Genomic DNA, 22,855 nt, shown 5'->3' on the forward strand with positions numbered 1-22,855 from the left:
CACGCAATCCGAGTATGCATTATAATAAAGCTATAGGCTGTAGATGGATTGGTGGGAGAGTATGAACAGCACAAGTATCTCAAGGTGTCGCTATAATAACGTCGGGACGATGTTCGGCATTGCTTTTTTGATTTTACCGGCATTGTCATTTACCACACCCGCATACTCCGCCGGCGGAGTTGGGCATTACTACATAGCCCGAGCCGCAGTTGAGCAAATAATGCAATCTTCAAGCTTGCCGCAGCAGTTCAAAGAGGCATTAAAAGACCCCTCTTGCCGAAACTCTTTCTGTAATGGCGCAATAGCCCCGGACTTGGCGTGTATTGTCGATCAAGCTCACCATGGCAGAACCACCAAAATATTCACAAAACTGCTCGATAATGCCGAGACGGCTCTGCAACAGGCGCAATCGCTTCCCGATGGCAACCCGTCCAAGCCGGGCAAGGTTAAAGAAGCCATGAAGGGCGTTTGCTTTTCCATCGGATGGTTGAGCCACTGCGCCACAGATATCGCTATCCATCCGAAAGTAAATGCACGATGCGGGGATGCATATGAGTTTTGCAACACCGGGAAAAAGGGTGTACATACCGCAGATGAGATTCAGTTCAGCCGATATCTTGCAGACACATACAAGAAGCCGGACTGGAAGATAGCATTCGACATACCATATCAGCTAGTGTCAAAATCATCGAATGTCACTGAGCAAAAACTGCAGTCCAGTGTGAAGGTCATGCGAATGAAACTCATCGCAGAACTCGCCGCTATGCAAAAAGTGACTCTGCCAAAATCCGATCTCCAAAAGCAGTGGCAGGCATTGGCCGGAAAGTCGATACAGGACACAGTGAGATTCGCATCCAGCCCGGGACTCTTCCAAGACTATGATCTGGACTACGGCCCGATTGTCACTGATGACTTTCGTGAACTTCGCAAAGAATGTATAGAAATAAACGATGGTAAGGTCCCTGAGCAGTGGGGACGTGAGAATTTGAATTGGTGGGGCATTGTAAAGTCAATGAACCCCAGCGCGCGGCATCAGAAGCTTATCGAGCTAATTAAGGGACAACAGCCAGTAGACACTCGCCAGATAATCATCACACCGGGAGGTTCGATATCGGCGGATTATTATGTAAACGGCATTAAGCTGGTTCCGTATCAAGGTAACGTGATGAAAATGCCCGCAGATGGTGTTTTGAAGGTGCAGGTAAGTGCGAATACCGGCAAGAAATGGCGTTGCGACAAGAAGTCGGAATACACAGGAAGCAGCGTGCAGATTCTGAAGCAAGACCCGTATGCTCTTCATTACAGATCCACATTCAGAAACAAGCCCTACGAATATGACCTCTCGCTAATAAGCGAAAAATACACCTGGAAGCCGTCTTATACTTGGAACACACGCTATGGTGCAGGCACAGGCAAGTCATATTCATCAGGAATACATCCGAAGGTCAAAGACGACTGCTTTGAATGGAAGCTGCCTAAAATAGACAAAATCCAAGGCGGAAAGGAATATCTAAATCTATTTGTCACCGCCGATCTGGATTGGAACTATTACACAAGTGAAGAGGGACCAAAAACTGTGTCGGAGCAAAATATCGCACTGGGTCTAAAGGTAGAGATTGCTGCGGAATAAGCACAATCAAGGAAACCTGTTTTATATCTGAAGCAGTTTCCGCGTCAATGGTAAACATAAGGGAGAGGCGTAGACAAACAACAGGGTAGATACCTTGAATGGCAAAAGTGAACAACAAATAGATTTAATCAGTGGTATGATAAGGCTCTTTAGCGGTTTGGTATCACTCAATCATGCTGAGGTAGAAGAGCGATTGCACTGCAATAACTAAACGTTTTTTGCAGTCTACAACTCTATGCTATAATAGAAATGATTCTATTAGTGAAGGCGTATTTGGTATACATCATATGGCGAGTCAGCAACGCAAAGTTCGAATAATCGCGCACTATCTTCCGCAGTACCACCCTATCCCCGAAAATGACGAATGGTGGGAAAAAGGGTTTACAGAATGGACACATGTCACCAGAGCCAAGCCGCTCTTCAGAGGACATAAACAACCTAAATTTCCTGCTGATCTGGGCTATTACGATCTGAGATTGCCGGAGTCACGTATTGCTCAAGCAGAATTGGCACGTCAGTACGGTATCGAAGGATTCTGCTATTGGCATTACTGGTTTGCCGGACGTCGCATACTGGAAACGCCTTTTAGTGAGGTGCTTGAATCGGGTGTACCAGACTTTCCTTTTTGCTTGGCATGGGCAAATCATTCATGGAGCGCCGCATGGGTTGGTTTACCCGACAAGGTCTTCCTTGAGCAGACCTACCCAGGCCCAAAAGATTATGAAGCACATTTCTATGCCCTTTTACCTGCATTCAATGATCACAGATACATAACTGTGGATGGCAAGCCACTGTTCATAGTGTTTAGACCCACACACCTGCCGGAGCCGAGGCAATTTGCCGATCAGTGGCATTGTCTTGCTGAAAAGTCAGGGCTTAAGGGTATCTTTATTATGGGCATCTGCTGCAGCCCATGGGATATGAGTTCTTGGACGCCAGGTGATTATGGATTTGATGGCTGCCTGACAACCACCGGCTTGTCTCCGACCGGCAGTTCATTATTGCATAACAACGAAGAGATTACTCTGGACAAGCTCAAAATCGCAATTCGTTCTTTTTTCAAGAGGCCTGTAATACACGACTACACCAAATGTGTTAGTAATGCTTTCAGTCCCTCTCCTCTGCCGGATTATTGTTTTCCTGCCGTGTTAAGCAATTGGGACAATACCCCACGCCACGGCTTCAGTCGTGGACTTGTTTATAGGGGGTGTACTCCCGAGGCGTTTCGCAAACACTTGAGAGATGGAATTGACAAGGTAATTGAGCGACCGATTGACCATCGCCTCGTATTCATCCGATCTTGGAACGAATGGGCAGAAGGCAACTATCTGGAACCTGATCATGAATACGGGCGAGCATTCCTAACAGTTGTTAGCGATGAAGTCAACTCCTGTGCCGAAAGTGAATGAAATCTTTTGATCCATTGTTGCTAATGACTCGCGCCGGCACTCCTACGGCAACTCCATTATCGGGAACATCCTTTGTGACAACAGCATTTGCTCCTATTACGACATCATTACCTATGTTTGCTTTGCCGATTAACTTGGCACCGGCGGCAATATATACCCTGTCTCCAATTGTGGGACATCCGCGCTTGTCACCTCTGCCGGCATAACCCAACGTAACGCCTTGGCTAATATTGCAATATTCACCCATTATTACCCCACCAGCTATGAATATACATGAAAAATGTCCGATATACAGACCTTTCCCAATCTTTGCGCTTTCGTGAATATCGATGCCTGTCGCCACTTGTACAGCCTTATGCCAGACAGAGCCAACTAATCGAAGCAATTGATATATTAGTGGTATTCTGGCTTTATTCTCAACCCACCTGATGTAGCGATACTGAGCAAGCGCCCACAGACCCTGGTCCATGACAAGATGATAAAGCCATGATCTTCCGTCCATAAACGCGTAGCGATCTATATCTTCCTTAAAGTTATCGAACATAGCTGCCATTTCCACCAAAACTATTGGCTGAAACCACCCCGATAGAGCCTGAGCAAATCTCTGTCAGTCAATACTTCGTGTGACTTTCTTCCCATAAAATAAAAACCTGATGCGGCATCCAGGGCTGAGTCTTTGTGCATCAAGTAAGGATCAAAATATTTCCATATCATCGCTGTGTAAGAAGCGGCTATCTGCAAAGCCTTACGCATTAGCCTGTTGCTGCTGAAGCTCCACAGGAAATACTTCCAAGCACCTGCGAGTGAGACACCAGGACCGCAAGCCACACCACTATCGATCTCAGAAAAAGCACGAAACAGTCTTCTGTGACCAAGATACGTAAATCGTGTAAAATCATAGCAGCTGCCGTGGACCGGTTGCATAAATGGAGTCTCAGCATATACTAACCCGTCAGACTTCATCACCCGATGAATTTCTTCCACACAGCGATATGGATCCAGAACATGTTCCAAAACAGCCTGTGCTATCACGCCATCAAAAGTATTGTCGACAAACGGAATGTCGTGTGCGTCGCAGATCAACTTTGTTCTGGGACCAAACGAGATATCCGAATCAATCAATTCAATTTGCCTATAGCCCAGTAGATGTTCCATACCTTCACCCAGAATACTTCCCCCAATCACCAACACTCTTGGGGCGGAACACTGCTTAACAAGGGTTTGAGCAAACCTCTCATAGTTGCGGCTTGCACTTACGTTTTTGCCCGAAGTAGGAGTTATCTTTTCAATTAGTTCGGCTATCCTGGAACGTCTCCTAAAGAATGTGGATTTGTGATCTACAAAATCCGACATGGAAAACACACTGTCGTCTTCATTGATCAAAACAGGTATGCCATCAACAACTGGGTAAACCCTACTGCATTCGCTTGAAGCACACTTAAGAGAATCCAAGTCAGACACAAGCACTGATCGACATTTGGGACAACGTAAAGAATTGACAACATCATCCGAAAGGCAAATTCGCTGCATAGTTATATTCCCTCAGGCTGGCTGGAGCATTTAGATACAAACAGACGTCTTTTACCGCCTGCGGTTAATGGTATTTTATCCACAATTACAATGTTGACGGTTACATCATCTCCCAGATAGTCATGTGCTTGATGCAGTATCTTGTCCCGCACAGACTCAAAGTCTATTCCCGGCACAATATTTATATTGAACAGATCAATTTTCTCTTGAACGATCTGAAATGCCTTTACTTCTACAGGCATAGCCAGGAACATTCCAGTAAATACCAACATTAACACAGGCTTTCCAGACGGAGTCACCGCAAAATCAGTCACTCTACCGGATATCTCATCAAGCAATGGCAGACCGCGTCCACAGGAACACAACGAACTTGAAAGGACACCTACATCTTGAATGTTGTAGCGTATGAACGGCATTGAATACTGGTTGAGGTCAGTAATCACCAGTTCTCCTCTCACTCCGGGGGTACAAGGATTGCCTTGTGCATCAACAACCTCAACGATCACATTCTCTGCATTAATGTGATAGCTTTTTCCATGGTCGCACTGACAGGCAATTTCCATTGATTCTCCACCATAGTGGTCGTGCACCCTGCAGCCATATACTGATTCCATCACCTCGCGTTGGAAATCGTATAGTTTCTCTCCCGTAGTAAACACGCTTTGAAATTGAAGCTTTTGCTCGGTGTCGTGAAGTACTTGAGCAAGATAGTGGAGCGCTGAACAATGACCTCGTAGCATCTTGGGTTTAAAATCCAGAATTTGCCGAGCGTATTTTTCTGCATTGCCCTCAAAAAGTTCGAACGAGTCGATCGCCAGCATTCCTGAAAACGCTTCCTCCAAACGGTGCAGCCAGCCATTTCTAAATGCACGATGAGGAGTTCGTGTAATGTTGACATATTTATCACCCAGTTCGTATCCGCCCCATCCCCAAAACCTTGCTATGCTTGCCCATTTCCATGCCTTTTCGCTGTCAGACATCAAAAACTGAAACGGTTCGCCGGTCGATCCGCTGCTGGCCATAACATTCAGCTCATTTGCGTCATATTCAGAGGAAATGGTTTTTGCGGGGTAGTTCGTCTTGAGCAGAGCCTTGTTTATAATTGGCACTTTTGGCAGATCTTGTGCACATTTTATGTCACTCGGAGTCAGACTTACAGAGTCAAAAATTTCCCTGTAGAATTCCACTGTTTCATAAGCATGCTTAACCAGCCGCCTCAGTTTATCATTTTGCAATTCGGTCAACTGAGCCGGCGTCCACCATTGTGATTTATTTAGTTCACTCAGATAACTTGACACCGGCCAGCCTTTTATCCGCTCAGCGACAGGCAGTCCTATTTTTTTGACAACAAAATCTCTGGTTCCCATAAATTGCGTGCCAATCATTTGATACCGTATAATATTGCAAGATCACGTGCACATCTGGGCCAATCATATTTTTCTGCGTTCTTCCTGGCTGCCTTTCCCAAACTCCGGGCACGTTCAGCATCTCTTACTAGAGAAATCACTTCTTCGGCAAGAGCCTCATAGTCACCAACTGGAACAACAAGCCCATTGATGCCGTTTTCTATCATATCTGGTATGCCGCCGGGGTCAGTTGTGATTATGGGCAGCCCCGATGCCGATGCTTCGAGCAGGCACGTGGGAAAACCGTCACTTTTGGACGAGTTTAGAAATATAGATGCCTTGTCGAATTCGGCGGGCACTTGCTCATTTGGCAGCCTGCCAGTAAATCGTACACCTTGCAGGTTGTTTTCAGCTATGTACTGATCAAGCTGCGGCTTTAGTTGGCCGTCGCCGATAAAGGTAATCGTTGCTTCTGGAATCTCTTTCTTTACAATGGCAAAGGCTTTAAGTGCGGTAAGCGGGTCGCACATATCGATAAAATGGCGGATCCATACTATGTCCGATTTCGCATCAGTCCGTTCACGGTAGTGAAATCTATTCAGGTTCACCAGATTCCAAAGCACTTCTGAGGAGACGTTGTATTTGGCAAAGGTTTCTTTCAACAGTGGCGAAACAACCACCAGGACATCCGCCATTTTCAAAAACGGAATAACAATGGTCCCCAGCCTGCGTATCCATATATGCCCCCTGGCTCCATGAAAACTAATGACCAGTCGCTTTTTAACAAACCACTTGTTCAGCGGAGCACAGGCTATAACTGGTAGGAACCCCCACCACGAACAGGCTTGAATGTGAACTACATCACAACTCGGCGCCACTTTTAGGAAACGTAAGGCAGTGACAATGAATTGAAGCAACATACGCAGCGGCAGTAAATAACTAGAGCTGAGACTGTGCAAAATGGTGTCGACCTTTACAACTTCGGCGCCTTCCTTGAATAGTCCATCTACCATGAGATGTGTTTGTATGGTAACTCCGCCGCGTCGAGGTAAATATGGCGCAACCATGCATATCCTCAGCCCCTGAAAAAGCGAATGCCTTTCGGCATTTTCTGTCTGACAAGGTTCACTCACTTCAGATTCTCCATCAGATCAACTGTTGCTCCACAATCTCAAGGCTCCATCCCTAAGAGTCGCGAAACCCACAGCTGCATTTTCGCACCCAGGCCCGGTCACTTCCCAATTGCCGTTTACAATCTCAAGGCGAAAACCCTGCCTGAGTTTCCACCAATCGGCCAAACGGCCGGGCAAAGTGTGCCATGAGCGCCGGTTACCTATCAGTTCGTCTCTTATGTGTCCAAGCAGATCCTGATAGACGCTCATAGCCCGTTTGTCTCTGATATAGTCAGGATGTACGTTAAAGCTCATCAGCCCGTTTCGATCTGATATGATTCCGCACTGTACATTCCATATTTTTGTAGAATAATCGTTCAGTACGCACAGAAGCGAATAATCCTGAATGGTGGTCAGTGGAATTTCCAATACACCATCAATATAGTAAGGAAATACGCTGCAGCACCCACCCTTTTGAGGATCGAGGTGTGCCACATTGGGTACCGACATATCGTAAGAGAATTTAAGTGATGAATACCATTCCTGTCTACGATAAAGCACCCCCGATCTAAAACCTCGCGCACCGAAGTCCTTGCCGTATTTATTGATTTGCTCAATTCTGCTGAGAAAAGTGGCCTCATCTTCAAAAAGATGACCGTCATGGTTGAGATCATGTACATTGATCTCAAAACTTCGATCCCTGAACAACTCAAGCTCATTTGCTGAAATATGATACCGCCGCTCAGGTATCAATTGAAAAGACGACTTTATGCCAAAACTGTCATCTATATCCATCAACTCTCCGCAAAAGCTGAGACCATGCTGAGATTCTACATCATGGGTCATTATGACGCAACTATCAAAACCCTTGGGCCAGAACCAGACAAATGGAATACACTCTGTCTTATCATTCTTGATAATCGATGCAAGAAACAGCCGCATGAGGTCATCAATTGTAGTATCCACGGGCCAATGTGGGAATGGAATGGCATCCCAACCTCTCAGAGCCGCCCGCTGCAGGTATCGACGAAAACCCACACCCATAAATGGCCTGAGAAGATAGTAAATCGATCTTGTCCATTTACTCAGTTTGCCTGAGTGGCCTCTTTCAACGTATTTTTCGTTGAGCAGAACATCTATTAACTGCTGCAGATCACAATGCAAATCGTTTGCCAGTTTAGAAAAGGTTTCTACGACTTCAGATGGAACATCATGTTGGTTTTTTACAATATCATCGGGTAACAGGTAATAGTCCTGCATATAATTAAGCATATCCATTGCCACATTCATATTTTACAAGAATCGGAAATCGCGCGCAGTTCGTCCCACTTCCGGTCTACTAGACATCTAACAACATTCTTATATATGTTGCACTCAGAGTTGTAGTCGTGTAACTCAAGAAATTCCCTGGCCTTTTGCACAAGCCGCACACGTTCTTCAGGGTGCTCATAGAGATATTGTATGTGGTATTTCAGAGATTCGATATCACCCGCACTGAAAAACCTCATCTGATCGTTGCTGAAATAGTAGGTGTGCGTAGGGACATCAGATGCAATACAAGGTATATCAAATACCACATAGTCCAAGAGCTTGCACGATAAATTATACTTGAACGCAATGCTGTCTTTGGCAGGTACAATTGCTACATCCGCATCTTTCAACAGTGCAGGCAGTTCGGTCACACTCACAAATCCATCACTAAAAAAAACATGGTCCTGTAAGCCAAGATCAGCCGTCATTTGTATCAATTCAGTTCTTTGGTCGCCATCACCAATGATGTCGAACCTTATATCAGGAATTACAGGCACAAGCTCCTTTACTGCAAGTATTGCGATATCCAGTCCCAGGCGACGTGCCAATGTGCCATGATAGACCATCCGATAGGATGAATCCCGCTTTTGAGATATGCCTACGGTCTTTCTGTCCCACATCGCGGGATCTGCAGCGTTCATTACCACAGCACCTTTGCGTTTTTTCAGACCATTTTGCAGTAGTCTTCCAAACTTCGTATGTTCAGTGCATATAACATAGTCAGAAAACCACATCGACAGCCTTTCTTCCCAAAATAACAGGGGTGTGAGTATTTTAAGTAACGGACCATGAAACTTCTCTTGGTAATTTTCAGGTACAGCATCATGCACATCTAACAGAACCCTTGTTCCGAACAACCGCAAAGGTAACGCAGAAAACACCAGGAAATTTGGCATGTTATTTACGTGAACAAGCGAAAGTCGGTGTTGAAAAAGATGTGCACGCAACATTATCCAACTGCACCGCATGCAAAAAATGATGTATGCCATTATCATTTTGATTTGGGATTGCCCGTAGCTGCGCTCCATCGGATAGAAAAACCTGACATGTTCAGTATCCTGGTTTTCGTTGCCTTTTTTATAACGAAGAGATATCATATCCACGTCATATCCCGACTCAACCAGATTCGACACATGACGGCGAATACGATCGTCATTGTAATAGAAAGAGTAACTTATCATAGCCACTCTCTTACGATCCTTGTTTGTTGATGAAACCATTTTCATTTATCCCATGTGCCTGTACATTGTATTACCGGTTAGTTCAAAAAGCTTATCGGGCAAAATCGAAAACACCCGCTTTGCAAGATGCATAATTGCACCATCTCCTGTGTAATCAATCGATGTGCTGGGATGGCGATAATACTCAATCATCGTTCTTTTGGAGTTCCAACGATCCTTGAACGTTACCAAGCCAACATTTTCTGGTTCACTTCGCCCTAAGTCGAACTCGGTTGCACCACTGGCCTTTGCGTCCAAAATGGCCCGCCAGAATAGCATCGGGGTTGCGGATAAGTTCGCAAAATGAGGATCTGAACAGCCATACTTATAGTAACAGGTCTCCCGGTGGAAAAGAGTGACAATTGAAGCCACTGGAATATCATCCTTCGAAGCAACTCGGATTGTGACATTTTTACCCAAACATTCTATTAAACAGCGAAACCATGACAATGGTTGAGGCGGTAATTGGTGCTTGCGTCGAGTCATAATAAGAAGATGATAAAACTTGGTGAGCAGATCATCGGAGTGGCCTTCTTCGATGGTCAGACACTCGCGTTCAGCCCGCTTTATACGTCTTCTGACGCAGGATTCGTGAAACCCACCCAACAGTGTTTCCTCACTTGGAGTCAAGTTAACTCTATGCAGACAGTATTTTCGACTGACTGTCAGGTCACTATCAACAACAGCTTCTTTAGGCAGAAACGTGACGGGTCTGATCTCGACATAACTTAACCGTCGTTTTTGCATGTCTTGAGCGACTTGATGCAATATTTCAACCAGTTGGGAGTCTTGTGTAAGCAATGGTTCGCAGTAATCCGAGAACGGCAGGGACACAATCCTTCTACCGGTTAAGCAACTTTTGATGACGCAAAATGGAATCCCATTCTCCAGATCAGCGCCGGGTGGAGTGGTTGTGTAAACAATTGGCTCATACCCGTACGTCCGCCGCAGTGCCTCCAGCCAACCGCGTGTGTGAAAGACTGAAGCATTGGGATGCCGATTTACAAGCTCCGTCCATCGAGGATCAGTCAGGGGATCAATAGCAAGCATTTGTGCCGAGTACCTCCCTGTATACCTCAACTGTTTTCTCGGCAATAATCTCCTTACTGAAGCTTGCTAAAGCTTCTTTTCGAGCCTCATCGCCCATCCTTTTGCGCAGTTTGGTATCCGACAATAACTTGATGCACCTGTCCGCAAAAGCATTTTCGTCGCCTACTGGCACGAGATATCCAGTCCGCCCGTCATCAATCAGACTCGAAGGACCACCGGAATCCGTGCTGACAACAGGTTTTCCCGCTGCCATACCTTGAGATAAGGCTAGGCAAAAAGTTTCGTGTGAGGAGAAGTGGCACACGATAGAACTCTGAGCATATTGTTTTTCCAATTCAGACTGATCTAGAGTCCCTAAGAAATGCACATTGTCTGCCAAACTCAAGTCTGAAACCAATGCGTTGACTTCCTTTGAGTACAGTCTGCTGCTGGCAATACCTGCGATCATGAGTTTCGAGTCAGGAACTCTATCCAAAATCAGACGAAATGCGTGAATCAGACCTGTTATATTCTTAAGTGGGCTAATATTGCCTACATAGAGCAAAAAACTACCAGCGTCGGCATTAGGAATGTGAAAGAAAGAATCGTCTACAGCGTTGGGAATTATTCTAATCCCGCCACGTATAAGTGGCTTATATTCGCTGACAACATAAGGACTTACAGGAATAACATAATCCGAAAGTAATAGTGCTTTTTTTGTAAGATGATTAAGAAGCGAACGGTTGAGTAATAATACAATGCTTCCCGTCGTATACTTTTGTTCACGATGAATGACCCCATGTATCGTGAACACTGTGGGATATTGCGCATTGGATCCAGCCAAGGCACCACATGGATGCTCAGCATGAACAAGATCAGGATGCCACTTATCAATTGCACTGCTCAGACGTCGGATATTCGCTATCATATTGGGCATCAAGCGTCGTTTTTTTTCTGCAAGATAATGTACAGTAACGTTTTTGTGCTTTACCAGTGTGTCTCTATCGACAGATTTGGTCGGTGCAAAGATACGTAAATCTACGTCATCACGTTGTATAAGGCCCTGAACAAGATAATGGGTCGCAGCTTCAACTCCACCACGCAATACATATGGATTCAGTGGATATGGCCCAACAATAGCCACTTTCACGATTTCATCTCCCCAAAATTCTTCACGTGGGCAACAAAATCGGTAGCAAATTTCTTCAGACGCTCAAGATCGGTCTCATCATCCTCAATAATCTGAGTGGAAAATCTATACCACTTAAATTGCCTTGCCTCAACCTCACTTTTGATCGCCGGCTTGTCCCAGGGGTGTAGAATCAATCGAATGGCATCATGCCAGAGGTTATCTCGGTTCTTCTTCCAGACATCGCTAGTACGCGGCATGTTCTCGCGATCGAACATATACCAATACATTACAAGCCCATCACCATAATCACTTGTTGTATGCAACAGCGTAGCTTTCACTGTGGTTTTAAAAGGCTTATCAAAATGCAAAGTTACTATCTTGTCACCGCTGATTGGCGTGCCTCCACCCTGTATGCACATATGGGGATCATGGAAGCCTGCTGGGTCTCGTGACGCAGAAATGAATACCTGCATCTGCGTTCCATATTCGGAGTTGTTAGTATATAAGCGGCTTAACAGATCTGCCTGCTTTAGCCAGTCTCGCGTAGTTTTGTCGATCGACATATCTTCTCCGGTCCATTTGCCAAACTGTGTCGGTATGTCAGCTCTAGCAAGTCGCCCCCTTGTCTGAGGATAGATCGGGCTTGTATGCATGTTGCAATAGGTCGTAACAGCCAAAACAGCACAAACCAGAACCCCCATGATTCCACCTCCCACGACCCTATGTGAATCTTGAATGGCAGGAACCTGATTCGTATCAGATGATATTCCGAAAGACCGTATGCCGATGAGCTTAGCCAAACCAAAAAGCAGAAAGAAACATATGATAAGGCTTAAATAGCCGCTATAGTCGTGGAATTTATGCATGGCATCCGAAGACTGTGTCCAGATACCAGCATATCCAATCATTGCAATTCTGAGCACATTTATAAAAAGGCTCAAAGGAAATGAAATTGCAAGTAATATTGCTTTTTTCCACCACTGCGCCCTTACAAGACAAATGAAGAAAACCGTAAAAGTCAGCAATGATATCAATGTTCTAAGGCCACTGCATGGCACACCCACAATAAGCGGTCCAGGCAAATAGTCTGAATAGACAGTTGCTCCCGAGAGTGTTGAATTGTATCCAGTAAGTGTAAGCAATTTAGCTGCCAGACCAGCGGACTGCCATTGCAGTTTTGTGGTCGCAGCATCAAGCAGGTTTGATGACAGCGGTATCATACTTAGGAGGAATGCCACAGGCACAAAAAGCAGCCTTGTGATGCGAGGACCAAGAAGTGACATAATGATGGCAAATAACATCATTATGAAGACAACCGCATTCAACGAACCAGAAAGGGTCCACCTGGCCAAAACAAAGAGCAGGGCTGAGACAACAAGAACGATAAATCCTATCCAAGACGGTTTCGCCAATGTGTCACTTAAGCGTTTTCGATTTGCCCAAACCATGTAACCAGCTATAAAAGGCACAAGCGGCCCGTGGGAAAAGTAACTGTATGGCGCGTTCCATATTTTCCACCAGTCTTTTAGTACAGGCCACTGTACTGTTATAAACAGTCCACCCACCAAAACCAATGGCCAATATCGAACCATAATCCTTGCTGATGAACTTGATGATTGAACGCCTTGGGACTTTCCCATCTACACAATCCTCCTAAGACCGGCTTTCAATCCGGATTTCCTCGGGGTATCGGATAAATTCATGCTAATAATCTGTATGGTTGATAGTAGCTCTTCCAATACAATGGTATTCAAACCCTTTACTACGTATTCGTTCAGGATCAAACATGTTTCTTCCGTCGAAGATCAATGGAACACGCATGATGTGCTTGAGTCGATCGAAGTCCAGGAACTTGAACTCATTCCATTCGGTTACAATAACAATTGCATCGGCATCTTCCGCTGCCATATATGGATCTTTGCAGTAATGATAAGCCTGACACGCCTGCCTGGCGTTTTCCATGGCTATCGGATCATAAGCCGTTAGCTGAGCACCTTCGGCATTTAGCTCAGCCATTATTTGCAATGACTTACCGTCTCGAAGGTCATCAGTGTTTGGCTTAAATGCAAGTCCAAGCACGGCTATTTTCTTACCAGCCAGGCTGCCCAAAACATTCTTGATTCTATTGACAAACCGACTCGGCTGCTCGGAGTTGATGCTTATTACCGATTTGAGCAGTCCGAAATCGTATCCATGCCTGTCGGCTATGGCAACAAGGCAAGCAGTATCTTTTCCGAAGCACGACCCGCCCCATCCGAGTCCGGCATTCAAAAACGCCGTCCCTATTCGGCTATCAAGGCCAATTCCCTTCGCCACTTTGTGCACATCGGCCCCCACCAACTCGCATATATTAGCTATTGCATTGATAAAAGAAATCTTGGTTGCAAGGAACGCATTTGATGCGTATTTGATTACCTCAGCAGAATGCACATCTGTTAGTACCATTGGTCGTTCAAGCGGAGCATAAAGCTCCACCAGCCGCATTGCAGCGCGTTGTGAGTAAGATCCTATCACGATTCTGTCCGGCTTTAGGGTATCAGTTACCGCATTGCCTTCTCGAAGAAATTCAGGATTCGAGACGACATCGAATTCAATTGAATCATCTGTGCGGTTGGCAAGTATGATCTCCTTTACCAAGTCTGCTGTCCCCACCGGCACAGTGCTTTTGTTGACAACCACCTTGTAATCCGACATGTTTTGTGCAATGGTCTTCGCCACAGCCTCGACAGCGCTAAGGTCAGCATAACCATCATCTCCGGGTGGAGTTCCGACCGCGATAAAGATCACTTCAGAACGATTGACGCATTCTCCAATATCCGTTGAAAAGAATAGTCTGCCATCGCGTGTGTTGCGTTCAACTATCTCTTCAAGTCCGGGTTCATAAATCGGCATCCTACCGGAGTTTAGCATATCAATCTTGTTACTATCCGTATCAGCACAGTAGACCATGTATCCAAGATCGGCAAATACGGCGCCCGTCACCAGACCAACGTATCCGGCGCCAATTATACAAAGCTTCATTGTCTCTATTTCCTAACGCGGCTCTCCCGCTATTAAATGGTTATCTTTAACTAGGAGGCAAACTCGGCAATATAGCTAAAATTGTAATTGTGCTGTCTATATGCATCAACACAACTATTGTGCAGACAGACATTATTGTTCGTCAACGCCAGAGTTCGCGTGAAATCTCGGCTTTATAATGCCAGGTGTCAGCTCAGTTGTTTTTTCCGTGCATTAGCTATCAATATACCATTGGTTAATGCTTCTTCAACAGGGAAATTGATCCCTTCCCTGCTCTGCCCGCAGTATCAATTATCGCCGTTGCCGCCGCTATCTTTAGGTTGCAGCCCATAACCTACCAATGCTAGATATACGTAGGAATATGCAAACACGGTTCCCTGCGAGGCCGAATTTACCTCATGTACCGACTCATTTTACCTTTGCACGAAACGTCCGAACCCCACTCCCATTGGCAAGGATAGACGACACTGTCCAGACAACAGTGTTTGTAGAGGAATAGTAATGCCCACCGGTCTTCTCAGCGCTTCCTGCAACATATGTCATCTGATCAGGAACAACAACCTGAACTCTAACATTCTTGAGCGCGGCACTGCCTGTATTTTTGTACGTTACAGTAACGCTAACCGTCTGACCGGGAGTTACACTTTCGTTTGAAACCAAAAGTGTAACACTCAATGTCTGACGCTGCAGGAAAATCCGACCTGTATGTGGTTGTAGGCTGATCTTGGTCCCTTTCGGTACTAAATTTCCGGACTCGTCAATCGCATCAAAATCAACCGTAAATTTTCGCACTGCAGCAGTGTTTGCGTTGACAACAACAATTCCTCCTACTCCTCCACTGTCGTTAGCCTTGTACTGTCGCCATCGGCAGTAGGAATCACCCAAATTTGCAGTATGTGCGCCAGTAGGGTCACCGAGACTCTGGGTGATTGAGTAATCCATGTCGGCGTAGTAATTGTATGCTGCATCAGAAGATACAATGCCGCACGAAAACACAGTCCAATCATTTTGCGCAAGCAGATAACTGCACAGGCCAAAGTGCAGCCACCCATCAAGACCGTACGCAGGATCATTGGTTGAATCGGCACCGCGTACGTTTACGAACAGCATTTTTCTCTGATCACTTGATAATGCCTGTTCTCCCGTAGCTGTATTCCAATTTTTTACTGCATCCATATCCGACAAACACTGCAGCCAGTAAATGTTGTCGTAATTGTTTCTGGCTACAGACGAGGTAAAAGGAGAGAAAAAAGCCCATTCTTGGAATGTAGCATTAGGTGTATTGGTAGTACTGTTAGCCGTATAACCGTCAGATTCGGTGTATGCATTGTTCGGTTTCCAAAAAGGGTACATATAGATAATTCCCTGACCCGATTCAAGAAATTGCCTGCAACCATTTTTAATTACCTGAAGACCTGCAGAATGCAGTTGCGGTACAGTACCATGAAGAAAGCTCTGGATATCCCAAGCCTTAATCTCCGGTTTGGTAATGGGAACATCTGTGTTCGAGGGATCTCTGGCCACTTCCTCAAGATTGTCTATATATATACCATCAAGATTGGTTGAACCAATACGTTCCATCAGGTTATTTACCCATTGATTCTGATAAGTAGCAAGATAATGTTTCGCATAAAATGAATTTGTAAATACCGGGCTGCAAACAAAAACGTTCGACTTAATGCCATTTGTATACAACCACTCCGGATGCTTATTAACAACATAACAATATCCCAACGGTGAACTACAACAGTAGCTATCATATGCGCCGCCGTATGTTTTTATTACGTCACTCGTTTGATACATGTAAACCTTGGTTGAAGAATTAAGAGACCTAATCTTTTGTATATAATTCAATGTCGAATCATCTGCCATTATTAGGTAATCATAGTTCTGAACAGCTTCGAACTCGTTCCAACGACACGGGTGCCAGAACATAGCAGCTGTTTTGATCGATCTATATCTAGACATGGAAAGCATGTCATAATCGCTGCTGCCCGATCTTACTACATAAACATGTGCTCCATCAACATATGCTCCTGGCTGTGCGGAGAAATTTCTTAGATCTGCATAAACAAATATCTCTGCAATCACCCTGGATTCCCCTTCGGTGACAGTAAGCGATGCCTCGACCGACTTGGCCGTTTCGGATGCATCGATATACTTAACCACTTGGTCAGTGGCAGTACGTATCCTTATCCAATATTTCGCATTGGTGGATTTGTAGTCGGACATCTTGACTTGATCGATTTTGAAGACAACCTTGTCACCATCGTGAAAAAATGAGCTTCCGTGTTGGTCTTTAAAAGCAACAGCAGACAATCCACACCAACCAGCGATTCCAGGTCCCTTCAGCCCAAAATACTGACACTTTGACCCATTAATTCCCGATGATACAAGTTTGTATGTCAGTTTGTTGCCTATGGGATCGATTTCCTCGCTTGAAGTTCGCTCCCAGCCTATAGCCACAGTATCGTTGGCTGTCGGAATGCTATAACCGGGCCAAGTTGTTACGTAGTCATACGCACTTGTGCCGGTATACGAAGAATCCCATCTGGTAACTATATCTGCAGCCTCGAAGTCTGACCACCCCTGCAAAAGATCTAGACGTGTACCATCACAATAACCAAAGCAGCAAAACACAAGCAACGATACCAGGAACACTGGAACCAAGGCATGGCGTATCATAACAGGCACCTCCGCATGTTTAGTCGCATAATCAATCATACATCATTATGCCCTGATTTGTGCCATATGACTTTTAGAGAATTGCTTTTGCACAACCTTTTTCCGTTGTATCGGACCTAAGCCGTCCTGAAGGTGTTGATATTTAGCACTCTTGTGCCTATAATCAAATGTCTGAACAATTACGACAAAGGCTTCTGATAAGTTTTTCGTCATTTCCAAGGACTAATTATTAATGAACATTGCACACAGAGTAAAAAATATGCTGAATGGAAGCAAATTTAACCTGTTGCCCAAGCAATCTTTACCTTACCTTAGAAGATCAGCCGCCTTGGTTTGGCGCAAGTTTTGGCGTGCATTGATAATTATATCGGGTCTGTTGCTATTTGTTGGAGCACAGTTATTACTGGCACGAGGGATTAATAATTGGAGCAGTTACTGGTACTTAATTATACTTGCAGGAGTCGCCATTTTATCCATTATTATTGCGGCAAAGAATTCGGCTTTTATGCTTGCTACATGGCTCGTGCTTGTACCATGGACTTGGTATTTTCCACTAAAGCCGCATAAATACTATCTGCAGTTCGATCTTCTGATTATGGCATTGCTGACTATGATCGCCATCCCAAAATTTTTAGTTTATCGACAGAAAATAGCGCGGCCGACTATTACTGAAATACTGTTGATTTTGTCTGTCTTGTGGTGCAATGTGTGGCCCCTCATCAGACTTGGTACAGGATCAGCGAAACCTCATGCAGCCATCTTGCAATTAATTCTTGTTCCTGGCATCATCTATTTTCTAGCTAAGGTGACGCTTGAAAATGAAAAACAGATAAAACTGATGATTGGAGCAATTTGCGTAATTGGACTCCTATGGACCGTATCCGGATTCTATGAGCACTATACAGGATATCAGTGGCATAGTGCAATAACTGGAAATCCAGTACTTCTGAAGTGGCAAGATGTCGCGCGGGGACGCGCCGTAGGCCCATCTGACAGCCAGGTCGCTCCCGGCACCGTACTTTGTGCTGGACTACTAGCTTTTCTCCATGTAATGAGCTTTGTGAAAAAGAAATGGATTTTAGTATGTGGTTACATAGTTGTCGCCTGCATATCAATAGCCGTGTTCTTTACGTATACCCGTACGTCATACGGCGGATACGCTGTCGGATTGATTGTTGCATTTCTGATCTCAAAAGGCAGACGGCGCCAATATAGCATAATGCTGACAGCAATTGCAATTATCGCTTTATTCACAATACCAAAACTGATGCTCGATCCAGAATTCAATGTTCGAATGTCGGATCCGGAGAATTACTATGGGCGCGTTGCTATGACAAGAACGTTGATAAATATGATTGATGACAACTTCTGGTTGGGTATTGGCGATTTCAGAAACGAAAACTATACTGCCGTAATGGAAAAATACGTAAGTTCGTGGGAACATCCAAGACTTGGGGAAGATAAAAAACTGGCATTTCCCGACAATAATTACCTGCTCGTCTTTGCTGTAAATGGCGTCTTTGGATTCATCTTCCACTTCGGGGCTATACTCGCCTTCATCGTAGCCATCTCCAGACTTAGAAATGAACTGCCCACCGAAGGTTTATTGGGACACAATCTTGCGTCAGTTACATTGGCCTACTCGGCCGTGGTGTTGATTGCTATGACGGTCACACAGCTGCAGTCACAGCCTTACCTCTATTACTTGATGTTCGTCATGTACGCCATGGTATTTCGTGCAAAAGAACTACAAGACACCAAACAAAGTCAAAGTGCAGATACAGTCTCTGTTCCCGCGCTAGCTGAAGCTGCAAAGCAAGAATCTTAATGGGAAATAGCTGAGTAAACATGTTTTACACATGGCATTGCTGAACGAAGCATCATCCGTCCAAACCTCGTGAGTCCGGTAATTCTGTGAGACTTTATTGCATCTTCATAAATTGCACTGTATTGATTACACATTGCCGCCGCCGTGTGGTTTTCTAGAACGTGATTGATCGCGTTTTCTGACACGGTTTCATAATCCTGGTAAAGCCAATCAATGCCGTCAGCTATCGCTTCCACGCCTCCATCTCTACTGTAGATAAATCCTGTTTGCATATGCTTCACTATTTCAGGTATTCCACCTACGGACGGAGCTATTACTGGACAACCACACGCTTGCGCCTCTATCATGTTCATCGGACAAGCCTCCAACCGGGAGGTCGAAAGTAGAAATCCACCAGATGCCGCAATCGATCTGTAGAAATTTGGCATTTCTGTCCACGGCATCCGGTAATTGACCTGCGCGCTGCGGGGGAGCCAGTTGCCGGATTCGTGATTGGCCGGCGAACCGTCAGCAACTATCACTTGAAAATTCCGGGCAGACGAATGCAGCGAAATAGCTACAAGACCAGCAAAATCTTTTACTCCATCATTACTTCTGCCGACCCAACCCAATATTGGCTTTTGTATGGACTTATTAGCTGGGGGAAAAAAGATTGATGTGTCTATCCCATTGTAGATAACTTCAAGCTTGCTCGTACACTTATTTTCGATGCTGTTCGCAACAGCTCTAGACACGGCTATTACATAATCGGCATGAAGCAAATCATCACATGAACCCATAGCGTGAGATGTCTCAACTATAGGACCGCGGTAAAGCGAACAGAAAAGCAGTTTTCGCACCCAGCTTGCGGCATGACTGGTCACATGGATAATGTCATACTTCTCTTTCAGCAGTACATCGACCAACAGATTATGTTTCACGAACATCACTCTGCATACATTTTGAAACTGGCTGGCTGCCCCAAAGTCATTTCTGAAAAAGACATCGGCTTCTATTCCCACCTTGCGTTGCTCTCTGATAAGAGTAGCAAGAAAGCTTTCAGCGCCGCCATGAGTACAATCCAACCCTATGTGAAGTACTTTCACTTGTTTCCTCCAGCGACCAGAGAGTCAGAAATGATCTGTGTGGCTCTATTGCACATATGCTCGGGCAAAAATTCGTCTTTAATGCGCTTTGCGTTTATTTCTCCCTGCTCTGCACATAGCTCCGGGGACTCGATAAAGCGACATATCATTTTTGATAGTCCGTCGGCATCACGCGAAGTGACCAAATATTCACAGCCTGCTGGCCCGACAGCATCTCGAATCCCCTGCACATCACTGCCAACAAACGGCAGTCCCACCGACATAGATTCAAGCACACTATTGGGCATGCCTTCTGATTCCGAACAAAGAATGCCGAGATTAACAGCACCCAACAATCCCGAAATATCACCCACAGGCCCGAGAAAGCGAACAGCACCATCCAAACCAAGTTCTCTGGTCAATGCTTTGGCTGTCTCTGCTGTGCCATCAAACCTGCCAGCGAATAGAAGCACCGGAGACTCATCTACACAGGCAGAGATATGATCAATTACTTGTCGCCATGCTCTGATCAGAGTGGCATGGTCTTTTGGCCAACGAAAGTTTGCAACCATACACGCGGTGAAAGCGCTTGGAGAAATCCCCAGCTTTTCGCGCCAACCAGTTTGGGTGATCAGTGGATCAGGCAATTGAATGCCATTATGAACAACAGATACACGCCGGTCTTCTGCACCAAGCACTTTTGTAAGAAAATCGGCACCACCCTGAGAATTGGCGATGAAACACGGCGTATTGCGCACTGAACACCACTCTAAAATCCTGTCTGCTCTCTCAGTGCCTTCATCACGCTGATTCCAGACACATGACTTTGCCCCTGTCCATCTCCAGGCAATCCCACACAACACATTGGGTGATACTGTATATGACAGCAACACATCTGGCTTTAGTTTACGCAGTCTGAAGGCAAAAACGAACGGCGCAATATAGCGTTTCCGTCTGCCGGTTTGAATCGATATAGGAATGATGCTCCACTCGATCCCAAGCTCTTCGCAAAGCCTTGCCCCGGCTCCAGGACTGTTGAACCCAACCACATGAACATTGGCACCAATCTCTTCTTTAAGATACCTGGCAAGCATAAGCGCCTGCCGCTCAGCACCGCCCATTTCCAACATTTCAAGGACGAATATAATCCTCTTGCCGTTGAGCACGCCTCGTAAGTATTCAGTTGTGGGTAGATTGCAACACATGTAGCGAAACCACAAAAATCATATCCGGTTGATTGGTAGTATCGATCTGCTGATTCCAACCAAATGGCGTAACCTACGTAATATACGCGAAACAGTTGAGCGTAAGTGCAGCATTATAGCGTTCTGATGCCTTTTTGCAGTACGGTATATGCGCCACTTTGCAATGACGGCGTCTCTCACGTCAAGCCACTGCCGGTCAGTTCTTCGGCAATCATCAAACAGTTCCGCCCAACCGGTAGGTTCTTCTCTGCAAATTAGAGACGTTATGGTGTCACGAAATTCTGCCGCACGGACATCTACACTATGACAGTTCTCAACCAAAGAGCGTCCATTGGCTGATATCCGATCTAGCTCGTCTGGATAACGAAGATAATGCTTGGCCACCTCAATAAAATTGTTCTCAGTCACAACAAGGTAATTTTCGCGATCGATAAACCCCAGATATTCCGCACCATAGGGTCTGTCACAGAGCATTACCGCTTTAGAAGCCATCGCTTCATATATTTTCTGGAACGCAATCCCATATATACCAGTACAAGAAGCGAATATCCTAGACTGGTTTAGAACCTTGGCATATGCTTCTCCAACCAAAGCCTCAGTAGAAGATATATAATCATAGCCAGGATGAGCGTTACTAAAGTACGTAATAGCCCGTTCATCTGCGAATGCCTTTGCCATTGCTGTTCTTAGTGGATAATATTTCTCTGCTAGCAGTCCGAGTAATGTAACATCATATAACTTTGGCAGCCCATAGTCTCTAAACAGTTCTGTGCTTATGCTGTGCGGCCACGGAACAAAGCGAACTGCCTCCTGAACCCGCTGGCTGAAAAACCGGTCGAAGACAGCCCGTGAACCAAACGGGGGACAGCAAGTCGAAAGTGCAAAGTCAAAACCATTACCCAAGAGTATATGGTCCCACTCATCTCGTGTACAACTCCAGAAATCTGTGATCCACATGATCTTAGGTAGCTTTGTATCTTTCAAGCCTCTAGGAAATACGGTCAGATCACCTTCAAGTCCGTACCTTCGGCAGTGTGCTTCATCAAAAGGCTCGCCAAGTAGACGACGTTCAGTAATGAAACAAAATACTGCATCCGGCAGACAGTCTCCAAAGCGTTCGCTTATTATCTCAGGTACATAATTGTTTGTATATTGGAAGCCAGGACCGTAAATGATGCTGCCAGGCATTAGATTCAGAATTTTTTGCTGGAGATGCCATAAATTCTGGAAAAACCACCCCGAAGAATTTATCCCCAGGAACAAGATACGAGGAACACTGAGGTTGGAAAGATTGTCTACCACAGCCCATCAACTGTCACTTTCTTAAGATTGT

Annotated in this window: 17 protein-coding genes; 3 read left to right on the forward strand and 14 right to left on the reverse strand. The window is 45.3% G+C overall.

Annotated elements, in window-relative coordinates:
• Positions 1–61: 61 nt before the first annotated feature.
• Positions 62–1,630 carry a zinc dependent phospholipase C family protein gene (locus LLG46_15375; GenBank protein ID MCE5324675.1) on the forward strand — a complete coding sequence of 523 codons (1,569 nt, stop codon included), beginning with the start codon at positions 62–64 and terminating at the stop codon, positions 1,628–1,630.
• A 287-nt stretch (positions 1,631–1,917) separates the two neighbouring features.
• Positions 1,918–3,039, forward strand: a complete 1,122-nt coding sequence (locus LLG46_15380; protein MCE5324676.1) for a glycoside hydrolase family 99-like domain-containing protein — start codon at positions 1,918–1,920, stop codon at positions 3,037–3,039.
• Here the strand turns inward: LLG46_15380 and LLG46_15385 are convergent.
• From LLG46_15385 to LLG46_15435, 11 genes are all read right to left on the reverse strand, one after another.
• Entirely contained in the window at positions 3,014–3,583 is a 570-nt protein-coding gene (locus LLG46_15385; protein ID MCE5324677.1) for a serine acetyltransferase, read from the reverse strand. The genes LLG46_15380 and LLG46_15385 overlap by 26 nt on opposite strands.
• A gap of 20 nt (positions 3,584–3,603) precedes the next feature.
• Positions 3,604–4,422 (reverse strand): class I SAM-dependent methyltransferase, encoded by an 819-nt coding sequence (locus LLG46_15390; GenBank protein MCE5324678.1) that lies wholly within the window; start codon positions 4,420–4,422, stop codon positions 3,604–3,606.
• Between the two features lie 149 nt (positions 4,423–4,571).
• Positions 4,572–5,936, reverse strand: coding sequence for a hypothetical protein (locus LLG46_15395; GenBank protein MCE5324679.1), 1,365 nt, complete (start codon positions 5,934–5,936; stop codon positions 4,572–4,574).
• Positions 5,937–5,950: 14 nt separating this feature from the next.
• On the reverse strand, positions 5,951–7,048 hold the full coding sequence (locus LLG46_15400) for a glycosyltransferase family 4 protein (protein ID MCE5324680.1): 1,098 nt from the start codon (positions 7,046–7,048) through the stop codon (positions 5,951–5,953).
• Between the two features lie 18 nt (positions 7,049–7,066).
• Positions 7,067–8,299, reverse strand: a complete 1,233-nt coding sequence (locus tag LLG46_15405) for a hypothetical protein (protein ID MCE5324681.1) — start codon at positions 8,297–8,299, stop codon at positions 7,067–7,069.
• 14 nt (positions 8,300–8,313) lie between these two features.
• Positions 8,314–9,519, reverse strand: a complete 1,206-nt coding sequence (locus tag LLG46_15410) for a glycosyltransferase (protein MCE5324682.1) — start codon at positions 9,517–9,519, stop codon at positions 8,314–8,316.
• 45 nt (positions 9,520–9,564) lie between these two features.
• Positions 9,565–10,608 carry a GNAT family N-acetyltransferase gene (locus LLG46_15415; protein MCE5324683.1) on the reverse strand — a complete coding sequence of 348 codons (1,044 nt, stop codon included), beginning with the start codon at positions 10,606–10,608 and terminating at the stop codon, positions 9,565–9,567.
• Positions 10,595–11,737 carry a glycosyltransferase gene (locus LLG46_15420; GenBank protein MCE5324684.1) on the reverse strand — a complete coding sequence of 381 codons (1,143 nt, stop codon included), beginning with the start codon at positions 11,735–11,737 and terminating at the stop codon, positions 10,595–10,597. The genes LLG46_15415 and LLG46_15420 overlap by 14 nt, the downstream gene beginning before the upstream one ends.
• Entirely contained in the window at positions 11,734–13,359 is a 1,626-nt protein-coding gene (xrt, locus tag LLG46_15425; GenBank protein ID MCE5324685.1) for an exosortase, read from the reverse strand. Before xrt ends, LLG46_15420 begins: the two co-directional genes overlap by 4 nt.
• 64 nt (positions 13,360–13,423) lie before the next feature.
• Positions 13,424–14,740, reverse strand: coding sequence for a UDP-glucose/GDP-mannose dehydrogenase family protein (locus tag LLG46_15430; GenBank protein MCE5324686.1), 1,317 nt, complete (start codon positions 14,738–14,740; stop codon positions 13,424–13,426).
• Between the two features lie 408 nt (positions 14,741–15,148).
• Positions 15,149–17,464 (reverse strand): DUF11 domain-containing protein, encoded by a 2,316-nt coding sequence (locus LLG46_15435; GenBank protein ID MCE5324687.1) that lies wholly within the window; start codon positions 17,462–17,464, stop codon positions 15,149–15,151.
• Positions 17,465–17,657: 193 nt separating this feature from the next.
• On the opposite strand from LLG46_15435, the gene LLG46_15440 reads away from it, so the two are divergent.
• Entirely contained in the window at positions 17,658–19,253 is a 1,596-nt protein-coding gene (locus LLG46_15440; protein ID MCE5324688.1) for an O-antigen ligase family protein, read from the forward strand.
• Here the strand turns inward: LLG46_15440 and LLG46_15445 are convergent.
• From LLG46_15445 to LLG46_15455, 3 genes are read right to left on the reverse strand one after another with little or no spacing between them, the layout of a single operon-like run.
• Positions 19,250–20,338: a glycosyltransferase family 4 protein gene (locus tag LLG46_15445; GenBank protein MCE5324689.1), complete on the reverse strand. Its 1,089-nt coding sequence runs from the start codon at positions 20,336–20,338 to the stop codon at positions 19,250–19,252. The two genes, LLG46_15440 and LLG46_15445, sit on opposite strands and share 4 nt — an antisense overlap.
• Positions 20,335–21,522, reverse strand: a complete 1,188-nt coding sequence (locus LLG46_15450) for a glycosyltransferase (GenBank protein MCE5324690.1) — start codon at positions 21,520–21,522, stop codon at positions 20,335–20,337. Before LLG46_15450 ends, LLG46_15445 begins: the two co-directional genes overlap by 4 nt.
• Before the next feature lie 18 nt (positions 21,523–21,540).
• Positions 21,541–22,824, reverse strand: coding sequence for a glycosyltransferase (locus tag LLG46_15455; GenBank protein ID MCE5324691.1), 1,284 nt, complete (start codon positions 22,822–22,824; stop codon positions 21,541–21,543).
• Between the last annotated feature and the right edge of the window lie 31 nt (positions 22,825–22,855).

The sequence above is a fragment of the bacterium genome, from assembly GCA_021371935.1.
Classification (GTDB): domain Bacteria; phylum Armatimonadota; class UBA5829; order UBA5829; family UBA5829; genus UBA5829.

Coding starts and splice junctions, on each gene's coding strand:
- LLG46_15375 (MCE5324675.1), top strand. CDS start 62: ATGAACAGCACAAGTATCTCAAGGTGTCGCTATAATAACGTCGGGACG.
- LLG46_15380 (MCE5324676.1), top strand. CDS start 1,918: ATGGCGAGTCAGCAACGCAAAGTTCGAATAATCGCGCACTATCTTCCG.
- LLG46_15385 (MCE5324677.1), bottom strand. CDS start 3,583: ATGTTCGATAACTTTAAGGAAGATATAGATCGCTACGCGTTTATGGAC.
- LLG46_15395 (MCE5324679.1), bottom strand. CDS start 5,936: ATGGGAACCAGAGATTTTGTTGTCAAAAAAATAGGACTGCCTGTCGCT.
- LLG46_15405 (MCE5324681.1), bottom strand. CDS start 8,299: ATGCTTAATTATATGCAGGACTATTACCTGTTACCCGATGATATTGTA.
- LLG46_15410 (MCE5324682.1), bottom strand. CDS start 9,519: ATGATAAGTTACTCTTTCTATTACAATGACGATCGTATTCGCCGTCAT.
- LLG46_15415 (MCE5324683.1), bottom strand. CDS start 10,608: ATGCTTGCTATTGATCCCCTGACTGATCCTCGATGGACGGAGCTTGTA.
- xrt (MCE5324685.1), bottom strand. CDS start 13,359: ATGGGAAAGTCCCAAGGCGTTCAATCATCAAGTTCATCAGCAAGGATT.
- LLG46_15430 (MCE5324686.1), bottom strand. CDS start 14,740: ATGAAGCTTTGTATAATTGGCGCCGGATACGTTGGTCTGGTGACGGGC.
- LLG46_15435 (MCE5324687.1), bottom strand. CDS start 17,464: ATGATTGATTATGCGACTAAACATGCGGAGGTGCCTGTTATGATACGC.
- LLG46_15440 (MCE5324688.1), top strand. CDS start 17,658: ATGAACATTGCACACAGAGTAAAAAATATGCTGAATGGAAGCAAATTT.
- LLG46_15450 (MCE5324690.1), bottom strand. CDS start 21,522: ATGTGTTGCAATCTACCCACAACTGAATACTTACGAGGCGTGCTCAAC.